The 20,248-nt window shown below is 70.5% G+C and carries 16 protein-coding genes and 3 tRNA genes; 8 read left to right on the forward strand and 11 right to left on the reverse strand.

Going from position 1 to position 20,248, the window contains the following annotated elements; all coding sequences use genetic code 11:
• Positions 1-170: 170 nt before the first annotated feature.
• Together ACZ6TI_RS40180 and ACZ6TI_RS40185 are read right to left on the reverse strand one after the other, a co-directional pair.
• Complete coding sequence (locus ACZ6TI_RS40180; protein ID WP_465350511.1) at positions 171-1,490, reverse strand: ABC transporter substrate-binding protein; 1,320 nt, start codon at positions 1,488-1,490, stop codon at positions 171-173.
• 3 nt (positions 1,491-1,493) lie between these two features.
• The gene (locus tag ACZ6TI_RS40185) at positions 1,494-4,286 is read right to left on the reverse strand and encodes a family 78 glycoside hydrolase catalytic domain (RefSeq protein ID WP_465350512.1); all 2,793 of its coding nucleotides are present in this window, start codon (positions 4,284-4,286) and stop codon (positions 1,494-1,496) included.
• 170 nt (positions 4,287-4,456) lie between these two features.
• Here ACZ6TI_RS40185 and ACZ6TI_RS40190 point away from each other — a divergent pair, with 170 nt between their 5' ends.
• Positions 4,457-5,362, forward strand: a complete 906-nt coding sequence (locus tag ACZ6TI_RS40190) for an AraC family transcriptional regulator (protein ID WP_465350513.1) — start codon at positions 4,457-4,459, stop codon at positions 5,360-5,362.
• A 45-nt stretch (positions 5,363-5,407) separates the two neighbouring features.
• Here ACZ6TI_RS40190 and ACZ6TI_RS40195 read toward each other — a convergent pair whose 3' ends face one another.
• The 5 genes from ACZ6TI_RS40195 to cbiE form a co-directional block, all read right to left on the reverse strand.
• A complete protein-coding gene (locus ACZ6TI_RS40195; protein ID WP_465350514.1) occupies positions 5,408-6,436 on the reverse strand; it encodes a hypothetical protein in 1,029 nt (342 codons plus the stop codon).
• A 45-nt stretch (positions 6,437-6,481) separates the two neighbouring features.
• Positions 6,482-8,116, reverse strand: a complete 1,635-nt coding sequence (locus ACZ6TI_RS40200; protein WP_465350515.1) for a VWA domain-containing protein — start codon at positions 8,114-8,116, stop codon at positions 6,482-6,484.
• Between the two features lie 206 nt (positions 8,117-8,322).
• Entirely contained in the window at positions 8,323-9,351 is a 1,029-nt protein-coding gene (locus tag ACZ6TI_RS40205) for a cobalt-precorrin-6A reductase (protein ID WP_465350516.1), read from the reverse strand.
• A gap of 38 nt (positions 9,352-9,389) precedes the next feature.
• Entirely contained in the window at positions 9,390-10,178 is a 789-nt protein-coding gene (gene cobM / locus ACZ6TI_RS40210) for a precorrin-4 C(11)-methyltransferase (RefSeq protein ID WP_465350517.1), read from the reverse strand.
• A complete protein-coding gene (gene cbiE / locus ACZ6TI_RS40215) occupies positions 10,130-11,335 on the reverse strand; it encodes a precorrin-6y C5,15-methyltransferase (decarboxylating) subunit CbiE (RefSeq protein WP_465350518.1) in 1,206 nt (401 codons plus the stop codon). Before cbiE ends, cobM begins: the two co-directional genes overlap by 49 nt.
• Before the next feature lie 167 nt (positions 11,336-11,502).
• On the opposite strand from cbiE, the gene ACZ6TI_RS40220 reads away from it, so the two are divergent.
• The 4 genes from ACZ6TI_RS40220 (at position 11,503) to ACZ6TI_RS40235 (ending at position 15,019) form a co-directional block, all read left to right on the forward strand.
• A complete protein-coding gene (locus tag ACZ6TI_RS40220) occupies positions 11,503-13,068 on the forward strand; it encodes a ferredoxin reductase family protein (RefSeq protein WP_465350519.1) in 1,566 nt (521 codons plus the stop codon).
• Between the two features lie 34 nt (positions 13,069-13,102).
• A complete protein-coding gene (locus ACZ6TI_RS40225) occupies positions 13,103-13,609 on the forward strand; it encodes an FMN-binding protein (RefSeq protein WP_465350520.1) in 507 nt (168 codons plus the stop codon).
• A gap of 32 nt (positions 13,610-13,641) precedes the next feature.
• Entirely contained in the window at positions 13,642-14,331 is a 690-nt protein-coding gene (locus ACZ6TI_RS40230) for an FAD:protein FMN transferase (RefSeq protein WP_465350601.1), read from the forward strand.
• Between the two features lie 79 nt (positions 14,332-14,410).
• Entirely contained in the window at positions 14,411-15,019 is a 609-nt protein-coding gene (locus ACZ6TI_RS40235; RefSeq protein WP_465350521.1) for a hypothetical protein, read from the forward strand.
• A gap of 103 nt (positions 15,020-15,122) precedes the next feature.
• Here the strand turns inward: ACZ6TI_RS40235 and ACZ6TI_RS40240 are convergent, their stop codons facing one another.
• Positions 15,123-16,292 (reverse strand): GNAT family N-acetyltransferase, encoded by a 1,170-nt coding sequence (locus ACZ6TI_RS40240; protein WP_465350522.1) that lies wholly within the window; start codon positions 16,290-16,292, stop codon positions 15,123-15,125.
• Between the two features lie 383 nt (positions 16,293-16,675).
• Here ACZ6TI_RS40240 and ACZ6TI_RS40245 point away from each other — a divergent pair.
• The 3 genes from ACZ6TI_RS40245 to ACZ6TI_RS40255 all read left to right on the forward strand — a co-directional run bounded on the left by ACZ6TI_RS40245 (position 16,676) and on the right by ACZ6TI_RS40255 (position 16,949).
• Positions 16,676-16,748 (forward strand) — tRNA-Gly (locus ACZ6TI_RS40245).
• 37 nt (positions 16,749-16,785) lie between these two features.
• Positions 16,786-16,856: transfer RNA gene (locus ACZ6TI_RS40250), tRNA-Cys, on the forward strand.
• An 18-nt stretch (positions 16,857-16,874) separates the two neighbouring features.
• Positions 16,875-16,949: transfer RNA gene (locus ACZ6TI_RS40255), tRNA-Val, on the forward strand.
• 64 nt (positions 16,950-17,013) lie between these two features.
• On the opposite strand, the gene ACZ6TI_RS40260 is transcribed toward ACZ6TI_RS40255, so the two are convergent.
• From ACZ6TI_RS40260 to ACZ6TI_RS40270, 3 genes are read right to left on the reverse strand one after another with little or no spacing between them, the layout of a single operon-like run.
• Entirely contained in the window at positions 17,014-18,180 is a 1,167-nt protein-coding gene (locus ACZ6TI_RS40260) for a site-specific integrase (protein ID WP_465350523.1), read from the reverse strand.
• Entirely contained in the window at positions 18,177-18,389 is a 213-nt protein-coding gene (locus ACZ6TI_RS40265; RefSeq protein ID WP_465350524.1) for a helix-turn-helix domain-containing protein, read from the reverse strand. The genes ACZ6TI_RS40260 and ACZ6TI_RS40265 overlap by 4 nt, the downstream gene beginning before the upstream one ends.
• Positions 18,390-18,405: 16 nt before the next feature.
• On the reverse strand, positions 18,406-20,247 hold the full coding sequence (locus tag ACZ6TI_RS40270; protein ID WP_465350525.1) for a replication initiator: 1,842 nt from the start codon (positions 20,245-20,247) through the stop codon (positions 18,406-18,408).
• Position 20,248: the final 1 nt, after the last annotated feature.

Below are 20,248 nucleotides of genomic sequence, written 5' to 3' on the forward strand. Positions count from 1 at the left end.
GGGGAAAACGACGCCGCGGTGGAGACAAGAAAAAGAACCCTAGAGCCCACCCCCGCGAAAAAAAAAACCCGTTCAGAGCACTTCCTCGGCCCCTCCCCCCCGCCGCCTTCCCCCCCCCCCGGCCCCGTGGCCGCCCGAGCCTGGTGGGGCGCGGACGTGGTCGCCATGCTCTACCAGCCTTCCAACCCGAGCTGCTGTGCCTGCTTTTTCACATCTTCGTCATACAGGGCGGCCGCGGCATCGGCCTTGCGGATGCCCGATCCGACCTCGACGCAGATCTGCTCGAGCGCCGGGCCCTTCACCGGGGAGAGGAACTCCAGCGCCAGGCTGGACTTGCCGGCGTCGATGTAGGTCGTCATGTCCTTGACCACCTGCGGCACGTCGGCCGGCAGCGTGCAGCCCTCGACCGCGAAGGCGCCGGTCGGGGTGGACGCGGTGGCCTGCGCGGCGCAGCCGTCCGGGCTGGCGATGAACGCGACGAACTTCTTGGCCGCCTCCAGCTTGGCCCCCGTGGTGCTGGTCGGGATGTAGGTGCCGGCCGGGCTCCACACGGTCAGGCCGTTCTTCGACGCGTCGGCGCCCGGGATCGGGAACAGGCCGATGTCCTGCTGCTTGCCGGGGTTGTCGGCGATCAGCTGGCTGATCGTGGCGGACAGGATCGGGTAGTGCGCGCCCTTGCCGTCGGCGAGCTGCTTCAGCCCGTCGGCCAGCTTGGCCGAGGCGAAGTCCTTGTTCTCGTACCCGAGGTCGTGCACCTCCTGCAGGTGCTGGAAGCCGGCCTTGGCGGCCGCGGAGGTCGCGTACTTGGCCTTGTTCTTCGTGTAGTCGTCGGCGAAGTTGGGCTCGGCCGCGCTCACGTTGTGGAAGTCGCCGAGGACGAACAGCTGCGACGTCCAGGTCTCCTGGTAGGTCTGGATCACCGGCGCGACGCCGTCCGCCTTGATCTTGGCGTTGTTGGCCATGAACTCGGCCCAGGTGGTCGGCACGGTGAGGCCGAGCTTGGCGTAGACCGCGCGGTTGTACATGATCGCGCCGGCCATGAAGTTGCCCCACGGCGCGCCGTAGACCTTGCCGTCCGAGGTGACCGTGGTCGAGAAGTTCTTGTCCAGCTTGCCGACCCATTCCTGATCGGCGAGCGACACCAGGTTCTTCTGCGGCGCCAGCGCCTGGAACAGCGAACCGGTGTTGTACATGAACACGTCGCTCATGTCGCCGGTGGACAGCCGGGTCTTGACGATGTTGTCGCCGTCGGTGCCCGCCGGCCGGGTCTCCATCTTGAGGGTGATGTCCGGGTTCTTCGCGGTGAAGTCCTTGATCAGCTGCTCGCCGACCTTCACCGTCTCGGGACCGTTGTCCACCAGGAAGGACAGCGTCACCTTGCCGCCGCCCTCGTCGTCACTCGAGCCGAGGCTGCCGGCGCTGCACGCGTTCAGTGTCATGGCAGTCGCCGCGAGCGCGGCGAGCAGTGCGGTGCTCATTCTTTTGCGCATTGGTCACTCCTGAGTGGGGGAACGGTCGGTGCGGAGAAGAGAGTCGAGACGGGTACGCAGCACGTCGGCGCCGGGCACGAAGCCGCCCGCGGTGGCCGCGTCCACCAGTTGCGTGATCGGGGCGTCGAGGAATCGCTCGAGGCGGTCGGCCATCCCGGCGTCATCGGCCGCGATGCCCGCTTCCTTCGCCGCGGCGCCGATCGCGAGCCAGGTCGGCTCGTGGTCCATGGCCTGCCGGATGGTCGGGTCGGCGGGCAGTGCGGGCGGGGTGGCGCAGGGGTCGTCCACCGCCCACTCGTGACTGCCGTGGCCCACCCGCACCGGCTCGGCCGCGCCCGGCAGCCGCACCTCCGCGGTGGCGCCGACCGGCACGGTCAGGCTCAGCCGGAAGGTTCCGCCGCCGCGTTCCCAGGCCACCGCCGCCTCGCCGTACGGGGTGAGGTGGCGGGCCGACGCGGAGGTGAGCTGTCCGGTCGGGATCGGGTCGACGAGCAGCGTCCGGTATCCGGGCGAACCCGGCGCCAGCCCGGCCACCCGCCGGTGCAGCCAGTCCGCGACCGCGCCCAGCGCGTAGTGGTTGAACGAGGTCATCTCGCCCGGGTTGATGCTGCCGTCCGGCAGCATGCTGTCCCAGCGCTCCCACACCGTGGTGGCGCCCATCGTCACCGGGAAGAGCCAGGACGGGCACTGCGTCTGCAGCAGCAGGCGATAGGCCAGTTCCGGCTCGCCCGCGTCGGCCAGCGCGTCCGCCATCAGCGGTGTGCCGACGAACCCGGTGCCGATCCGGAACCCGGCGATCCGCACCAGATCGGCCAGCCGCCGCCCGGCCCGGTCGCGCTGCACCTCGGTGGGCAGCAGCGCCCACTGCAGGGCCAGCGCATAGGTCGTGGTGGCGTCGCTGAGCACCCGTCCGCCGGCCGTCGCGTATTCGTCCGCGAACGCCCGGCGCACCCGCTCGGCGAGGTCGCCGTAGGTGCGGGCGTCCGCCTCGGCGCCGACCACCGCGGCCGCCTTCGACACGATCTCGGCCGACCGGGCCAGGTGCGCGGTGGCGATCACGTCGGGGTCGGCCAGCGCACGGAACGGGTCGGCCGGCGGCGCCTTCGGGTCGAGCCAGTCGCCGAACTGGAAGCCGCCGGCCCACAGCAGGTCCGGGCCGGCCAGGTCGGCGATCCGGTCCACCCAGGCGCGCATGCTGGGCAGCTGCCGGGCGAGCAGGCCGCGGTCGCCGGTGCGCTCGTAGACCACCCAGGGCACCACGGCGGCGGCGTCACCCCAGGCGGCTGCGGCCGGGCCGGGCTGGCGGATCACGTCCGGGATCACGTACGGGACCGAGCCGTCCTTCTGCTGCTCGGCGGCCAGGTCGGCGAGCCAGTTGGTGAGGAAGCCGGCGCTGTCGTAGAGGAAGCTCGCGGTGGGGGTGAAGACCTGGATGTCACCGGTCCAGCCGAGCCGCTCGTCGCGCTGCGGGCAGTCCGTGGGCACGTCCACGAAGTTGCCGCGCATGCCCCAGACGACGTTCTCGTGGAAGCGGTTGAGCAGCTCGTGCGAGGACTCGAACCAGCCGGTGCGGCGCATATCCGAGTGGATCACGACCGCCTCGAGATCGGCGGTGGTCAGGTCCGGCACGCCGGTGACCTCGGCATAGCGGAATCCGTGGAAGGTCAGCTCCGGGTCCAGCGTGACCTCCTCCGGGCCGGCCAGCACGAACGTGTCGGTGGCCCGCGCGGTGCGCAGCGGGCGTACCCCGAGCTCGCCGTCCTCGAGCACCTCGGCGTGCCGCAGCACGATCTCGTGCCCGGCGGCGTGGCCGCGCACGGTGAGCCGCACCCGGCCGACCACGTTCTGGCCGAAGTCCACCAGCGTGCGCCCGGACGGCGAGGTGCTGATCCCGGCCGCCGGCACCACCTCGGTGATCCGGATCGGCGGGCCGTCCGGGGCGACCAGCACCCGCGGGTCGCTGTCCAGCACCTCGACCGGCGTCGCGGGCCCGGGGGTGCGGCGCAGGTCGGTGTGCTGCCCGTCGTAGAGGTCGTCGCTGACCACCGTGCTCTCCCGGGCGGTCCAGGTGCCGTCGCTGGCCAGCGCGTGCACCGTGCCGTCCGCGGTGGTCGCCTCGAGCTGGGCCAGCACCGCCAGCCGGTCGCCGTAGACGCCCTTGCGGCCCTGGAAACCGAGCCGGCCGCGGTACCAGCCGTTGCCCAACTGGAACGCGAGCGTGTTCGAGCCGGCCACGACCAGCTCGGTGACGTCGTAGGTCTGGTAGCGCAGCCGGTGGTCGTAGGCGGTCCAGCCGGGCGCGAGCTGGTGGTCGCCGACCCGCGCGCCGTTGAGCTCGGGCAGGTAGACGCCGTGCGCGGTGGCGTAGAGCCGGGCCTTGACGACGCCGTCCGGCAGCTCTCCGCCGCCCGTGACGATCGGCCCGTCGCCGCTGGTGGCCGGTCCGACGAAGCGGGCGGTCCAGTCGCCGTCGGTCAGCAGGCCGGCCTCGACCGTCGCGGGCTCGCTCCACCCGCTCCACTCGTCGCCGCGCACCCGCACCCGGACCCGCGCGGTCTCCCGCGACGCCAGCGGCCGGGCCGGCCACGGCACGAGGACCTGGTCGGTGGAGTCCACGGTGTGGATCTCCGGCTCGGCGTCACCGAGGCCCACTTCGATCTGGTACGCGGACTGCCGGTACCCGTCGCCGGCGGCGGGAACGGTCCAGGACAGCCTCGGTTGTGCGGTGCCGATGCCCAGCGCGGGGCCGGTGTGGTGCTCGAAGCGGACGGGCGACGGGGCGTCGGCTCGCGTCATCTGACCTCCTGAAACGATTCATCCTCGCCGCGGCACATGATCGACAACGATTACGGGATTGTGGCGATACTGTTTCGCCGTCTCCCGATCCTGCGGTTCGAGCAGGTCGGGGCCTACTCCTGACTGCACCGGTGGTAGCACGAAATGCACTTCCGGGCCTATCGTGAGGCATGCACGAGCCCCCGGTGGAGAGCCGCGGAACGCTGGTTCACTTCGTCGACGGCCACGTCGCCTTCGCCGGGCACTGGATGCACGAGGGCACCCACGAGGCGCACACCCACAGCTTCTTCGAACTGGCCGTGATGACCGGCGGCGCCGGGGTGCACCACAGCCTGGCCGGGCGCCGGCGACTCGGCGTCGGCGACGTGATGCTGCTGCGCCCCGGCGTGTGGCACGGCTACGAGGAGTGCCGCCACCTGGACATGTACAACTGCTGCTTCTCGGCCGACCTGCTCCGGCACGAGCTGGCCTGGACCCGCGAGGACCCGCTGCTGGGATACCTGCTGTGGACCGGGCCCTATTCGGATCAGCGCCGCGGCGTGCTCACCACCCACCTCGACGGCCCCGGATTCGCCGAGTGCATCGATCACCTGGCCGCCCTGAGCGAGCTGCGGGACGCCCCGCTGGAACGGCACCGCGGCGACATCATCGGCCGCCTCTCGCTGATCCTCAGCTGCGTGGCCCGCGCGGCGGTGGCCGGCGCCGAGGCCGGTGCGCCGGCCGGCCGCACCCACGCGGCGGTGCTCGACGCGATGCGCATGATGGAGGCCCGGCCGGCCCACCAGTGGTCGCTCGCCGAACTGGCCGCGGAGCAGCACCTGGCGCCGGGTTATCTGGTGCGGCTCTTCAAGTCGGCGACCGGGCTGCCGCCGATCGCCTATCTCTCCCGGCACCGGGTCGAACTGGCCGCGGACCGGCTGCTGCACACCGACGAGCAGATCAGCCGGATCGGCGAGGCGGTCGGCTGGCCGGACCAGAACTACTTCGCCCGCCGCTTCCGCTCGCACTACGGCATGAGCGCCACCGCCTATCGTGCCCACTTCACCCGCAACGAGGTCCGCATCCCCAAGCACTGAGCGCCGGACCGGCGGTGCCGATGCCGGAAGCGCTCGGCGCCTACATCAACCCGCCGAGGCCGGGATGAGGCGCACGAAGACGGTCTCCGGGTGGTCGTACTTCTCCAGGAAGCGCCGGGTCGCCTCGGCCTGGTCGCCGGCCAGCACCTCGACCCGATAGACCCGCTCCGGCGTGTGCCGCAGGACCGCGCGCAGCCGGTCGCCGCCGGCCCGCGCGATGTGCGCGACCACCTCCGGATCGGCCAGGTAGCAGTGCTCGCCAATGGTCAGGAACCGCGACGTGTACGACCGTTGCTGCTGCTCGCCCGCGATAGTGACGTGCGCGTGCCAGTAGTCGTCGACCGGCGTGCTGCGCTCCCACAGGTCGTCGAACCGCTCCGAGACGAAACCGCCGAGCGGGGAGTCGTCCGCGACCTCGAGCTGGGCGTGGTCGCCGGACAGCCGGCCCAGCGGCAGGAACGAGGCCAGCAGCCGATCGTCCCAGCAGTAGACCTGCACGGACGCCGAGGTGGAGTAGAGCCGCACCTCGAACCGGTGTCGCAGGCTGTCGTCCAGGGTGCGGTGGAAACGGTCCAGGGTCTGCAGGTTGCGGCGCGACTCGATGGCCACGTCGCCCAGCCCGGCCAACTCGGCGGTGCGCTGGGCGGCGCCGATCGAGTCCGGGTGCATCAGCAGGATCCGGGCCGTGCCGCCACGCCGCAGCAGGTCCGTCGCCGCGGTCAGGAAGCGCTGGTCGAACGGCGGCAGCAGCAGGCGGGAGAAGGTGTGCAGGATCCGGATGCCGGTGGTGGCGGCCCGCACCCGGTCGATGTACCAGTCGAAGTCGAGATGCCGGTGCTCGCGCACCCGGCCCCGCTCGGCGCGCCGGATGATCGGGGTCAGCGCGAAGATGACCACCAGCGTGCCGATGAACTCGGAACCCAGGTTGAGCGCCAGGCCGGGGCCGTACCCCTCACCGCCGCGGGCCAGCCACAGCAGGACCACCGAGACGGCCGCGAAGACCACCAGCACCGGCAGGGTCCGCGACCGCAGGCCGTGGACCAGCGCGGCCCGCGCCGAGCGCACCCAAGCCATCCCCGTCACCATGGGGTCCACTGTGGCCGCCAGGTGCAAAATCGGTCAATGCCGCAGGCCACCCGCGGCGACGTGGATGAAGACCGCGGCCACCTCGTTCGCCGTGCCGAGCACGTCGACGTAGCCCTCGACCGGCTGCACCGCGTTCTCCACGATCTTGGCCTCGGCCGGCTTGCCGAAGGTGACCACGCTGAGCAGCACCGGCCGCTTCGGGTCCGCGGCCTGCCGCAGCCGTTGCGCCAGCTGCTGCGCGGTCAGCGAGTTCTCGTCCGACTCGTTGCGCCCGTCCGTGAAGATCAAGACCTGGTTGGGCACGCCCGCCCGATAACTGTTCCGCGCCGACGTGTACGCGGCCAGAATCGTGTCGTAGAGCCCGGTGCCGGTCTCCTGCGCCGCGAGCCTGTCGATCGAGCCGCGCATCGCCGTGCGGTGCGGCGCGTCCAGCCCGTTCATCGCGACCAGCTGCCGGTAGTCCCGGCTCCCGTCCAGCTCGCTGCCGAACTCCCACAGGCCCATCCGGGAGTCGTCCGGCAGCAGGGCGACCAGCGACCGCGAGCCCTGCCGCACCAGGTCGATCCGGGACGCCGCCGAGCCCGGCGTGGCCGCCGCCATCGACCCCGACACGTCGACCGCGACCAGCAGATTCGTGCGCCGATCCGCCGCGTACCAGGTGGCGAAGACGTGGTCGACGTTGTGCGCACCCAGCAACCCGAACGCGGGCGCCTTCAGGGCCGGCGTCTTCCCGACGGCGGCTTGCGCCTCGGCCACCGTACGCAAGCCCGCGGTCTTGACGGCGGCGGCGCCGGACGGGCCGACCAGCTTGAGCCGCAGCCGCTCGATCGACGCCGCGCGCGCCGGGTCGGCCAGGCCGGAGGTGAGCGGATACCAGGTGTAGCGCAACATCGCGGTGTGGTCGGTGCCGGGCAGGAGCACCGGCTGGGTGCCCGCCGCGGGCGTCTTGGCCAGCGCGTATTCCGGCACCACACCCACCTCGCCGGCCTTGGCCGGAGTGGCCGCGCCGCCGGTGACGATCCGGGTCTTGCGCTGCGCCCTGGCGAGCCAGAGCGCGGACGCGTCCATGTCCACGTCCGCCCACACCGCCTCGGCGACGGATCCGGCCGCGACCATCCCGTCGCCGGAGCCGATCGGGTCCCGGATCACCAGGCGCACGTCGCGCTCGCGGTCGACCAGCTTGGAGAGGCTCAGCCAGCCGCCGCCGGCGGTGGTCAGCCGGGCGCCGGTCGCCTTGTCCGTCACCATGAAGAGCGGGCTGGTGGCGAGCACCGCCCCGGCGCCGGCCAGCGGCGCCTGGGCCAGGCTGAGCGCCCCCGCCGATCCGGCCCAGGATCCGTCGTCCGGAATCCAGACGTCCGCACCGACCTCGACCGCCCGGGTGATCGCGGCCCGCCCGTCCGCCACCGTGACGTCGAGCCGGATGCAGTCGTCGCCCTTCTCCAGTTCGGGGGTCAGCGCGGTGAGCACCGGCGCGAACGACGACGCGGTGACCACCCGGACAGGCTGGTCACAGGGCAGCCGTGCGGCGTTGCCGGCGCGCTCCGGCGTCGAGTCGTCGTTCAGAGCGGTCACCGCGACACCGACGACCAGCCCCAGCACGGCAAGCACGCCCGCAAGGGGCAGAATCCACCGATCGACGCCCTTTCCGGCGCGATGCTTGGCCATTCGTCCGATCCGTCCTGTAGCCCCTCCGGCGCGAGGCCGGACCACTCAACGGGCATGGATGCGCACGCTGCGGTGCACACGAGATTGCGCTCCGATCATGGCCACGTTCGGAGCGTGCTCACATCACCCGCGCGACCGAGATGCATCGTCCCTTCGGACCGCCCTGACCAGCACGCACGTCAATGTCACCGCACGTGTTCAAGCATTTACATCTTTCGGTGCGTCAGCCCTTCGATCCAGCCCACCGCATCCGCCACCGACCCGACAACCGCCGCGTCCCCAAAGGAAGCAGAGCGCTCTGCTTCCTCTGGGCCAGCGCCCGGCCGTGCTGCCTCTGAGGGCGCAGAGCGCTCTGCTTCCTCTGGGCCAGCGCCCGGCCGTGCTGCCTCTGAGGGTGCAGAGCGCTCTGCTTCCTCTGGGCCAGCGCCCGGCCGTGCTGCCTCTGAGGGTGCAGAGCGCTCTGCTTCCTCTGGGCCAGCGCCCGGCCGTGCTGCCTCTGAGGGCGCAGAGCGCTCTGCTTCCTCTGAGCCAGCGCCCGGCCGGGCTCGCCCGGCGATTCCCGGCAGCGCCGGCCGATCCACCATGACGACCGGAATGCCCACCGCCCGAGCCGCCTCCAGCTTGGCCGCCGCCCCGCCGCTGTCCTTGGTCACCAGCACGTCGATCCGATGCTCCCGCAGCAGCGCCGTCTCACCCTCGACGGTGAACGGCCCCCGATCCAGCAGCACCTGCAGCCGGGCCGGCATCGGCGGCTCCGGCGGCTCGACCGACCGCGCCAGAAACCAGCAGTCGTCCCGCCCGGCGAACGCGTCGATGCCCTGCCGCCCGGTCGTCAGAAACACCCGCCCGCCGGTCAGCAGCGCCGCGGCGTCTTCCAGCGACGGCACTCGCCGCCAGTCGTCGCCGGGCCCTTCCGACCACCCCGGCCGGCGCAGAATCAGCAGCGGCACGCCGGTCTCGGCCGCCGCCGCGCAGGCGTGCTCGGTCATCGTCCGCGCAAAGGTGTGCGTGGCATCGACCACCGCGTCGATCCCCTCGTCGCGCAGATAGGCGACCAGCCCGGCCACCCCGCCGAACCCACCGATCCGCAGCTCACCGGCCGGAATGATCGGATCCGCGGTCCGCCCGGCCAGCGAGCTCACCGTGGCGACGTGGGGGAGCGCGGCACACGCGGCGGCCAGCAGCCGCCCTTCGGTGGTCCCGCCGAGAATCAGCACCCTGCGCTTTCTCTGCACACCTGTACGCAACACCCCGGCGCCGGCGGGCTGCCCGCTCACGGCCGGCATCGGTCCGCCGAATACAGGTGGCTGTCCGGGAACTGCGAAGCGGTCAGTGCCGCCCCCACCACGATCACCGCGGTCCGCTTGATCCCCGCCTCCCGCACCCGGCCGGCGATGTCGGCCAGCGTCCCGCGCACGATCAGTTCATCCGCCCGCGACGCCCGAGCCACCACCGCCACCGGGCAGTCCGCGCCATAGGACCCGACCAGGTCGGCGACCACCGCCTCGATCCGCTGCACCGCCAGATGCAGCACCATCGTGGACCGGCTCGCGCCCAGCGTGGCCAGATCCTCGCCGGGCGGCATCGCGGTGGCTCGCTCGGCGGTCCGCGTCAGGATCACGGTCTGCGCCACCCCGGGCACGGTGAACTCGCGGGCCAGCGACGCGGCGGCCGCGGCGAACGCGGGCACCCCGGGCACCACGTCATAGGGCACACCCGCCGCGTCCAGCCGGCGCATCTGCTCGGCCATCGCGCTGAACACCGCCGGATCCCCGGAGCAGAGCCGGGCCACATCGAGGCCCGAAGAGTGCGCGGCGACCATCTCGGCCACGATCTGGTCCAGGTCGAGCCCCGCGGTGTCCACCAGCCGAGCGCCGGGCGGGCAGACCGCGAGCAGGGCGGGCGGCACCAGGCTGCCGGCGTAGAGGCACACTGGGCTGGCGGCGAGCAGGCGCTGGCCGCGTACCGTGATCAGGTCTTCGGCGCCGGGGCCCGCCCCGATGAAGTGGACCGTCACGCCTTGACCACCGACCAGGTCGTCACCGGCATCATCGAGCGCCATCCGGTGAAACCGCCGACCGGCGTGGCCCGTTGTACCGCCACTCTGGTCAGCGAACCGCCGAGCTTGCCGTGCCAGGCGGTCAGCACGGCTTCCGATTCGAGCGTGACCGCGTTGGCGACCAGCCGGCCGCCCGGCGACAGGGCGTCCAGGCAGGCTTCGACCAGGCCGTCGCCGGTGACGCCGCCGCCGATGAAGACCGCGTCGGGCGCGGGCAGGCCGGCCAGCGCGTCCGGCGCGCGGCCGCAGACCACCCGCAATCCGGGTACGCCGAGCGCGGCCGCGTTGGCGGTGATGGTCGCGACCCGGTCCAGAGCGGATTCGACGGCAACGGCCCGGCACGACGGGTGTGCGCGCATCCACTCGATGCCGATGCTGCCCGAGCCCGCGCCGACGTCCCACAGCAGTTCGCCGGGGACCGGCCCGAGCGTGGCCAGGGTGACCGCGCGAACCTCCCGCTTCGTCAGCTGACCATCCGAAATGTACGAATCATCGGAAAGGCCGAAGCCAACCGGTGTGGCCGGGCCGGAGCAGGAGATCGCGACCACGTGCAGCGGATCGACCACGCGAGCGTCCCAGTCGCCGGCCGCAAGCGTGACGATCTCCTCGGACTCGCCGCCCAGCTGCGACAAAACGGTCATCGAACTCTCTCCGAAACCGCGTTCGACCAGCACGCACGCCACCTCGGCAGGGGAGACCGCACCCAGCACGAGAATGCGCCGCCCCGGATTCAGCAGCCGATGCAGCGCGGTGACGGGGGTGGTGACCAGGCTCAGCACGTCGACGTCGGCCAGCGGCCAGCCCAGGCGCGCGGCCGCCAGCGACGCCGACGACGGATGCGGCAGCACGCGCAGCCGGGACGGCCCGACCAGCCGGGCCAGCGTCGCGCCGATCCCGTGGAACATCGGATCACCGCTGGCCAGCACGCAGACCCGCCGTCCACGATGCGCTTCGAGCAGGCCGGGCAGGGCGGGCAGCAGCGGCGACGGCCAGGCGACCCGGTCGCCCGGCACCGACAGGGGGAGCAGGTCCAGCTGGCGGCGGCTGCCCAGGATCACCTCGGCGGACGTGAGCGCGCTCTCACTCGTACGGGAAAGGTCGGTGAACGAGCCGGCGCCGATGCCGACCACCGTGAGCAGGTCGGGGTTGTCGGCGGTCACGTCAGGACGCTACCGCGACCGAGAACGAGGAACTTTCTCGGCCGATGGTTGAGCCATCGCGGCCGGGGCTGCGTACAACCAGCCGACGGCCCACCCGAAACAGGTCGTCACGCCGGCCGATGGGGGTCGACCGGCGCCGACAGACGACTTGCTGAGGGTGAGGACGAATGGCGCGGGCCTACAACGACACCGCAGACCAGCAGTTCCGTACCTTCGAGGACCAGCGTTACGCCCGGGAACAGCCGGTCGAGACCGCTCGCTACCTCGCGGAAGCGCGACCGTCGCCGGAACAGCCGGACAACTGGTGGCAGGACGACGCCTACCAGCGCAGTGACGTCGTGCTCGAATCGCACACCGACCCCACCGGCTGGAAGGCGCAGTCTCTCGCCCCGGCCATCGACGACCGCCCGCCGGCCGAGGCCACCTCCGGGAACCGCCTGCTCACGGTCCTGTTGTTCTTCGCCGGCCTGGGCACCAGCGTGTCCCTCTGGCTGTTCGAGACCGAGGCCGGCGACGTCAGCGACACGGCCTCGCTGATGATGGCGGTCGGCCGGATCACCGGGCTGATCGCCGGCTACCTGCTCTTCATCCAGCTCCTGATGATGAGCCGGGTGTCCTGGCTCGAGGAGTGGGTCGGCGCCCGCGACCTGCTGAAATGGCATCGGTGGCTGGGCACGTCACTGGTGGTCATGGTCCTGACCCACGCGGTCTTCATCATTTACGGGTACGCGCTGACGGCCGAAACCGGCGTCGTCGAGCAGGGCAAGACGATCATCACGTCGCTGCCGGACATGATCAGTGCCACCGTGGCCGCCGGCCTGCTCGTGCTGATCAGCCTGATTTCGATCCGGGGCATGAAGAACCTGCTGCCGTACGAGCTGTGGCACCTGATCCACCTGTCCGGTTACGCGGTCCTGCTGCTCGGCTACGGCCACCAGGTCGCGACCGGCGCCAACCTCAGCGGCCCGTACGCCAGCATCTGGTGGCCGGGGCTCGCCGCGCTGGTCATCGCCGCGCTGGTCTGGGGCCGCCTGATCGAGCCGGTCTGGCTCAACGTGCGGCACCGCTTCGAGGTGGCCGAGGTGGTCGCCGAGGGCTCGAACACGTTCTCCATCTACATCGACGGCAAGCGGCTCGAGCGGCTCCCCGCGCAGGCCGGCCAGTTCATGCGGTGGCGCTTCCTGACCGCGAACGGCTGGTGGCAGTCGCACCCGTTCTCGCTGTCCGCCGCGCCCAACCCCGAGTGGCTCCGGCTGACCATCACCGCGGTCGGCGGGCACACCGCCAAGCTGGCCGAGATGGAGCCCGGCACGCCGGTCTGGGCCGAGGGTCCCTTCGGTACGTTCACCGCCGAGCGGCGTACCCGTCGTCGTGCTCTGCTCATCGCCGGCGGCAGCGGCATCGCGCCGATCCGGGCGCTCCTCGAGGACATGCCGGCCGACACCATCGTGATCTACCGGGCCAGCCGGCCCGAGGAACTGGTGTTCCGCGCCGAGCTGGAGGACCTCGCCGAGCGCCGCGACGCGTGGGTCCGCTACATCGTCGGCTCCCGCAACGACCCCGGCCCGCGCCGCCTGTTCACCCCGAACGGCCTGCTCGGCCTCGTGCCCGACGTGAACCGCCGGGACGTCTACCTGTGCGGCCCGCCCGGCCTGGTCGACGCCGCCGTGGCGACGCTGCACGAACTCGAGGTGCCGGACAGCCAGATGCACCTCGACCCGTTCGAGTTCTGACCATCCCCGATCCCCTATCGACGGAGTTCTTCTGATGCGACGTAGCACCGCAGCAGCCGTGGGCACCCTGACCGGCGCCGCCCTCATCGTCGGGGTCCGGCTCAGCGTGCAGGCGCCAGAGGCGCCCGCGGCGTCCGCGCCCGTCGACGTGGCGGCGACCGAGCCCGCTGGGGACTCCGCCGGGGCGGCCGGCGCCGACAAGAAGAAGCCGGCCCCCGAGAAGTCGGATAAGAAGGAAGAAGAGGCTCCGCCGGCCGACGAGGGCAAGTTCAAGAACGGCACCTACGCGACCAAGGCGAAGTACGTCTACGGCACGATCGAGCTGTCCCTCAAGGTGACCGGCGGCAAGATTGCGACGGTGCAGGCCACGTACCCCACCGCGAACGACAGCGCCACGATCAACCCGCCGGCCATCGCGTCGCTCAAGGCCGCGACGCTCGAGGCGCAGAGCGCCGAGGTGGACGCGGTGTCCGGCGCGACGCTGACCAGCGAGGCCTACATCAAGGGCCTGCAGGCCGCGCTGGACCAGGCCGCGAAGTAGGCTCCCGGTCCGTGCGCCACGTCGAGCAGGTCATGGGTACGGCCGTGAGCATCGAGCTGGACTCCGCTGCTCTGCTGCCCGATGTCTGCGCGTGGCTGCATCTTGTCGATGCCCGCTTCAGCACCTACAAGCCGGATAGCGAGGTCAACCGCTTCCAGCGGCGTGAGCTGGCTCTGTCCGAGTTGTCGCCGGACATGCGGCATGTGCTGGACGCGTGCGCGGATCTGTGGAAGTCGACCGAGGGTTACTTCGACGCCTATGCGGCCGGGCCGCTCGACCCGTCGGGTTACGTGAAGGGCTGGTCGGTCGAGGTGGCGTCGGAGCGGCTGGCGGCGGCCGGGTCGACGCGGCACTACATCAACGCCGGCGGCGACATCCGGGTGCGCGGCGGGCCGTGGCGGATCGGCATCCGGCACCCGTGGGAGGCCGACAAGCTGGCCTGGGTGCTGTCCGTCTCGGATGGCGCGGTCGCCACGTCCGGCGTCTACGAGCGCGGGCAGCACGTGTGGAACCCGCGCACCCGGCAGCCGGCGTCGGGGTTGCGCTCGGTGACGGTGGTCGGGGCCGATCTGGCGGTCGCCGACGCGTACGCGACGACCGCTCTCGCGATGGGCGAAAACGGCATCGACTGGCTCGCCAAGCTGGTCGCAGACGGTTATGAGTCCGCGGTAGTGACCGACGACGGCCGGGCGTTCACCTCACCCGGCCTGCCCATCGGTTGACCGATCGGTTTATCGCATTTGTCCCTATGGCGGCCCGTCGTAGGCGTTGTTGCTCCGCCGCGGCGCTTACCTTGACGGTGTGAAGCGAAATGTAATTATTGCTGCTTTCGCCCTGGTCAGCCTGGGTGGGTGCTCGTCCACGGATCTCGCCGAATGGGAGTCTGCTCCGGCGTCGGAGACCAGTGGTTTGCCGGCATCCTCCCCGATCCTTGCCACGCCTGGCATCCCGCTCCCGCCGGCGGCTGTCGGGCTGGCCCCGGACGGCCGTCTCGTCACCGGAAGCCGGGTCCCGGACGGCCGCTCGTTCACCGGCGGACTGGCTCCGGACGGCCACCAGGTGATCGAACGCGCCGGCCGGCCGGCGCTGACCCTGGCCGGGACCGTCACGCCGGCCGTGCGCCCCGGGGTGGTGGATTCCGGTGCCGGTCTCGGCCTTCCGGGGCTCGAGGCGCCGCCCGACCCCACCCCGACGTCCGCCCCCGACCCCGGTCCCGTCCTCACCGACCCCGACCCCGTTGTCGCTGATCCCGACCCCGATCCCGTCATCGTCGCCGATCCCGATCCGGTCGTTGCCGATCCCGATCCGGTTGTGGAGCCCGAGCCCGAGCCCGATCCCGTCGTGGAATCCGATCCCGTCGTCGCCCCCGAGCCCGACCTCCCGAGTGCTGCTCCGACACCGTCCAGTTGAACCGGAAGGTGCCGCTGAACGGCCGTTCCCGGTCACCGTCGAACCGACCACTCGCACTCGTCCCCGGTCCGCGAGTCCCGCACCTTGATCGTCCCGTTCGTGCTTAGAAATCCGCGAAGACGTAGGGCATCTCGCGGGGGAACATCGACCGCAGCGGCTCGACGGCGCTCGGGTCGATCTCGCCGAGCCCGCGGGTGATCACCTCGACCGGATCCAGCACGCCGTAGACCAGCCCGCTGAGGCCCGCCGCGGTCAGCTTTGCTGCGGGGTTCTTTCCGCCGCTGATTCTCATCCGGCCGGCGTCGCTCTCCAGCTCATGCACGCCACCGATGAACTCGTCGTCGACCACTTCGATGGTTACCCTGCCCGGCCCGGTGCGGATGCCGTCCAGCCCGCCGAGGTCGAGGATGCGGGCCATCGGGGCGTTGAACCGGGGCGAGCCCACCAGGCCCTGGGTGGTCACCTCCATGTCGACGCCCCACAACTCCGGCACCTCGTCCACGCCGACCTTGACCTCGACCCGGCTGACCTGGTCGACGTGCCCGCCGAAGAACTGCAGCAGCAGCGCCCGCCCGAGCGGCCCGGTGGTCAGCAGATCCTGCCCGAGCAGCGTCCCGCCGAACCGATCGATCCGATACCGGATGGCGCCGACCACCTCACCCTCCACCCGAGCGACCGCGACCAGCAGCTCGTCCGTGGCGTATTCAGCGGTCCTCACGTCGTCATAGACCGCGAACCCGTGGCGTTCGCCCGCCAGGCGCCGGCTGAGGGCATCCCAGGCCCCGAAGCCGTCGCGCATGGACACGCTCTCCACCTCGCCCGGAAGTTCCCGCCGGCCGATCCCCTCCGGGGCGAACGAGACCCGGCGAGCCCGGATGAGCCCCACATAACCGAACCGGGCGTAGAACGAAGGCCGGAAGGGATAGAGCACGCTGACCGGACACCCCTGGTCCCGCATCTGCCGCAGAAGCTGGTTGAGCAGTGCCCGCACATACCCCCGCCGCCGACTGGCCGGATGCGAAGCAACAGAGGCAACCCCAGCCATGTCGACGAGCAGGCCACGAACGTTCTGCCGCATCGGAAAGGCGGCCACACAGGCCCTGACCTGCCCCCCTTCCTCAGCGATGAGGCTGGTAGAGGTCTCGTAGTAGCGCATCCGCCCCCGATAGCGCTCGCGCATCTCCTCGAGCGGCCCGGTGGGTTCAAACGCATAGGCTTGCAGCGGAAACATGGTTTCCGGCCGCTCGGCAGCACCAACCTGACGGATCTCCATCCCCCCATCCTCACCCGGGCCCCTGCACCGGCGCAGGCCCGTCGATCTCCAAGCTCACCCCACGCCGGCCCCCGTCCGGCCCACTTGCCGGGCCCGCTTGTGGATCTCCCGCCGCCGGCCTCTTATCTCACGCTGCCCCTCGCCGGTCCAGCCCGTTGATCTCCAGGCGCGGCCTCGTCTGCCTAGCTCAGCTCGATCGCCGGCTCCGGCCTGTAGATCTTCGCGCCTGCCCTTGCTGGCCTCGCCTGACGCTTTGCCGACGTTGGCCCCTGGATCTCCATGCCCTGTCATACCGACTCGCCCAGGGGTACCCCGGTTTGGCAAGGCGCGAGGGGACCAAGTACAGTTCCTATCCGTCGCCGGGGAAAGTTTTCCGGGGGCAAGCGGACGTAGCGCAGCTGGTAGCGCATCACCTTGCCAAGGTGAGGGTCGCGGGTTCGAATCCCGTCGTCCGCTCGGAGTGGCCGCCACAGGTTACGTGCGGGGCCGGCTCGGTGGAGTGGCCGAGAGGCGAGGCAACGGCCTGCAAAGCCGTCTACACGGGTTCAAATCCCGTCTCCACCTCGGCAAGACCCTTGGCACGGGCGATTGGCGCAGCGGGAGCGCGCTTCCTTGACACGGAAGAGGTCACTGGTTCGATCCCAGTATCGCCCACCAGCTCAGAGGCCATGTCCGACCCCGGACATGGCCCCTTTTTGTAGCTGGGTGACTAACTGGGTGACTAAGCCTGATCGGCGAGGTTGGCCGGGAAGATCCGGTCCATAGCCGCAGCGCCCTTGAGCAGGACGGGCCGCAGTTGATGCCGGTACACCCGTTCGGTGACCGAGGTGCCCGAGTGGCCGCACAGGTCGGCGATGTCGTTGATCGAGACGCCGTCGTCGGAGAGCAGCGAGACGAAGCTGTGCCGAAGATCGCGGGGCGACCAGCCGGACGGATTCAGTCCGGCAGCTTTGATGATGCGTCGGAAGGCCCGCCGGACGTTTGCGGCGTCAAGCGCGGTACCGGTCAGTGATGCGAAGACGAGGCCGAGATCGTGCCAGTCGTTGCCGGCCTTCTGGCGGTCCTCGTCTTGAAACGCCTTGTGAGCTCGCAGGGCCACGACACCGCGTGACGGGATGGCGAGAGTGCGGCGGGACTTGCGTGTCTTGGTGTCGCCCGACTCGCGGACGGAGACCCACACCTGGATCGAGGGTGGGATGGGATCGTCAGCTTCCGGCTTGCCCTCCAGGTCGACGAGGGACCAGGTGAGGGCGCGGAGTTCCTCGGTGCGTGCACCGGTCAGCAGGGACAGCACGACATATGCGTAGAGGCGGCTGTCTTCGGCTGCTGCGAGAACTGCTTTGGCGGCTTCCAGCGTGAGCGACTTGGACGGACGTCCGGGGAGTCCGGTCGGCACCTCGCAGAGGGCGGCCACGTTCTTCTTGACCTTGTCGCGGGCGACAGCGCGGTCAACTGCCCTATTGAGGCATTCGTGGATTCGTTGCACAGTGCTTGTGCTGAGAATTTTGGCGAGGCTTAGTAGCCATTTGTCGACTTCCGTGGCGCTGAGTTCGCGAAGCTTGCGCGCGCCAAGCCCGGCAATGATGTGTCGGCAGAGGTATCGGTTCTTCTCGACGGTGTTTCGTGATCGGCCGGATAGTCCGTAAGCGAGCCAATCCTCAACGGCTTGCGTGACTGTAAATCCGGTCTGGCTTTGTGAAAGGCCATCCTCGTATTCGCGGACCTTCTCGCGGAGAGATTTGTTGGCCGCGGTCTTACTCTTTCCCGTTCCTTTTCGGACGATGCGTTTACCGGCAGGGGTGTAGCCGACGGTGGCTGTGGCGATCCAGCGTTGACGCTGCTCGTCCCAGTACAGGCCGCCGTCTCCCCGGCTGCGGCGTTCGGTCATGCAGCGGTTCTCCCTTCGCTTTCGTGTTCGAGGAGGGTGACGTACGCGTCGATAGCGCTGGCGGGTACCAGCCTGGTTCGCCCCTCCTTGACAGTGTGTAGACGGCCGGATCGGATCAGCTCATAGATGACCGACCGGCTGAGGCTCAACATTCGCATTGCCTCGGGAATGCGGTAGAGAGCCTTCGGGGTGGTGTTGTCCAACAGCATTACCTTTCTCTAGTCACTATGCAATCTTCAAAGAACGAATGGGAGCCTGCCCGGCTTCGTGCGCGAGTTCTTCTCGTCCGGCTTCGTGTCGAGCCCGCGCCATGGCGGCGGCGGTGTTGGCGAGCATGGCGTCGCCGTTGTTGTGCCAGCCGACTCCCGCAAAGGTGAGAGTCCCGACGATGAGGGTCGTTTCCTCGCCTTGGTGATCGAACGCGCGCACGGTGCCGGTGTCGGGATCGACGGGGTTTTCGGTACGGCGGAAGTTGATGCGGGTTTCGCGGAGGGTGGCGAAGCGGACGACACGGCGACGGGTTTTGGTGAGGAAGTGTCCGGCGAAGCCGAAGCGGTGAGCCCATCGGCGGAGCCGGGTGTAGGGACTGGTGGCCGCGTCGCTGCCGGCCGGTTTGGTGTCAAGGCTGGCTTGACGCTCGGCGACGCAGACGGGGCAGGCCCGGTAGCGGGTGTGCGTGCCGCAGTCTGGGCAGTCCCAGGGCTCAACGAAGGGTCCACCGAGGGGGGCGACGTAGGCGCGGTGGGCGCGTAGCCCTTCATCTCGGTGGGTGCTGTGATTGGCGGGATCGCGGCCGAGACGCCAGCACGCGGCGAGGAGCCGGGCGATGTGGTCGCCGCCGGGGTGGGCCAGGCCGCCGATGCTGTCGTCGTCGAGGCGGGTGGAGGAGAAACCGGTGGCCTCGGTGCTCTTGGTGGTGTACTTCGCGAGGTAGCCGGCCTTTTGGGAGGCGACCTGTTCGGCGACGAGTTCGTCGGTGATGCCGCCGTCGCCTGACAGGGTCAGGGGTTGCGCGTCGAAACCCTTGTCGGGGTCGCCCCAGCGGATGTCCCAGCCTTGCGGCCGGTCGGGGTGTGCCGGGGTGGTGAAGGCTTCTTTGCGGACGGCGTGGTCGAACGCGGCGATGACGTCGTCGACGTCCAGGCCGGGTGGTGGGATGAGCACGGCGTCGGGGTCGGTGGGGTGGACGCCGTCGAGGCGGACCAGGGCGTGGAAGTGCACGACGGCCCGGCGTTGCATCTCGGCGGCCTTGCCGTGGGTGAGCTGGGCTGGCGGGACCATCCGGACCCGCCCGGTGAGCGACATCTTTGGGACGCGGGGGATGCCGCGGGTTTTGCAGAGCCGGGCGAGGTAGCGGTCGGCGGTCTGTTTGGTGCGGTGCCACAGTTCGGTGGAGAACAGGTTCCAGACGACGTGGTGGTCGTGGTCGTAGCAGTCCAGGCACAGCGGTCGGCCGAGGGCGGGGTCGTCGGTGGTGTGCCGGGCCCAGCAGACGACCGGCTGCTCGTGGGGGCACAGGCCGGGGGTGTCGCGGCGAGCGTGGCAGGGGTCGGGGCGGCAGTCGCACCGGCGCCGGTGCGTGCAGGTGTGTTTGCGCACGTTGCGGGTGTGGACGGTCCCGAAGCTGGGGGCGGTGAAGGTGAGGAATGCACCCGGGTGTTTGGTGACGGTGGCGGGGATGCCTTTGCCGCCGATCAGCATCGAGTGCAGGATCTGGTAGGCGTCGCGCTGGTAGGTGCGGGCGCAGGACGGGCAGACCGAGGCGAGCCGGGTGCCGCAGGCTTTGTAGATGGCGGCGTCGGGGAGCTGGTCGGTGTGCCGGGAGTCGAGCAGGGTCCCGGCCGGGCTGTAGGTGTCGAGGGTGCCGGACAGGCGGACCGGGCGGGTGCAGCCGGAGGCGGCTTGCACGTGGGTTAGCCAGTCGTCGTAGTCCGGGCGTAAGGCGCGAGCGAGGGCTTGCCCGGCGGCGGACGAGGCGGCGAACGGGGGCATCCAGTCGGGTTCGGCGTTCGAGCTCGTGCCCCGGGCATGGTGCTCCCGGGGTACGAGATCCAGCGTCGAACTCATG

The organism is Actinoplanes sp. NPDC051388 (genome assembly GCF_055586225.1).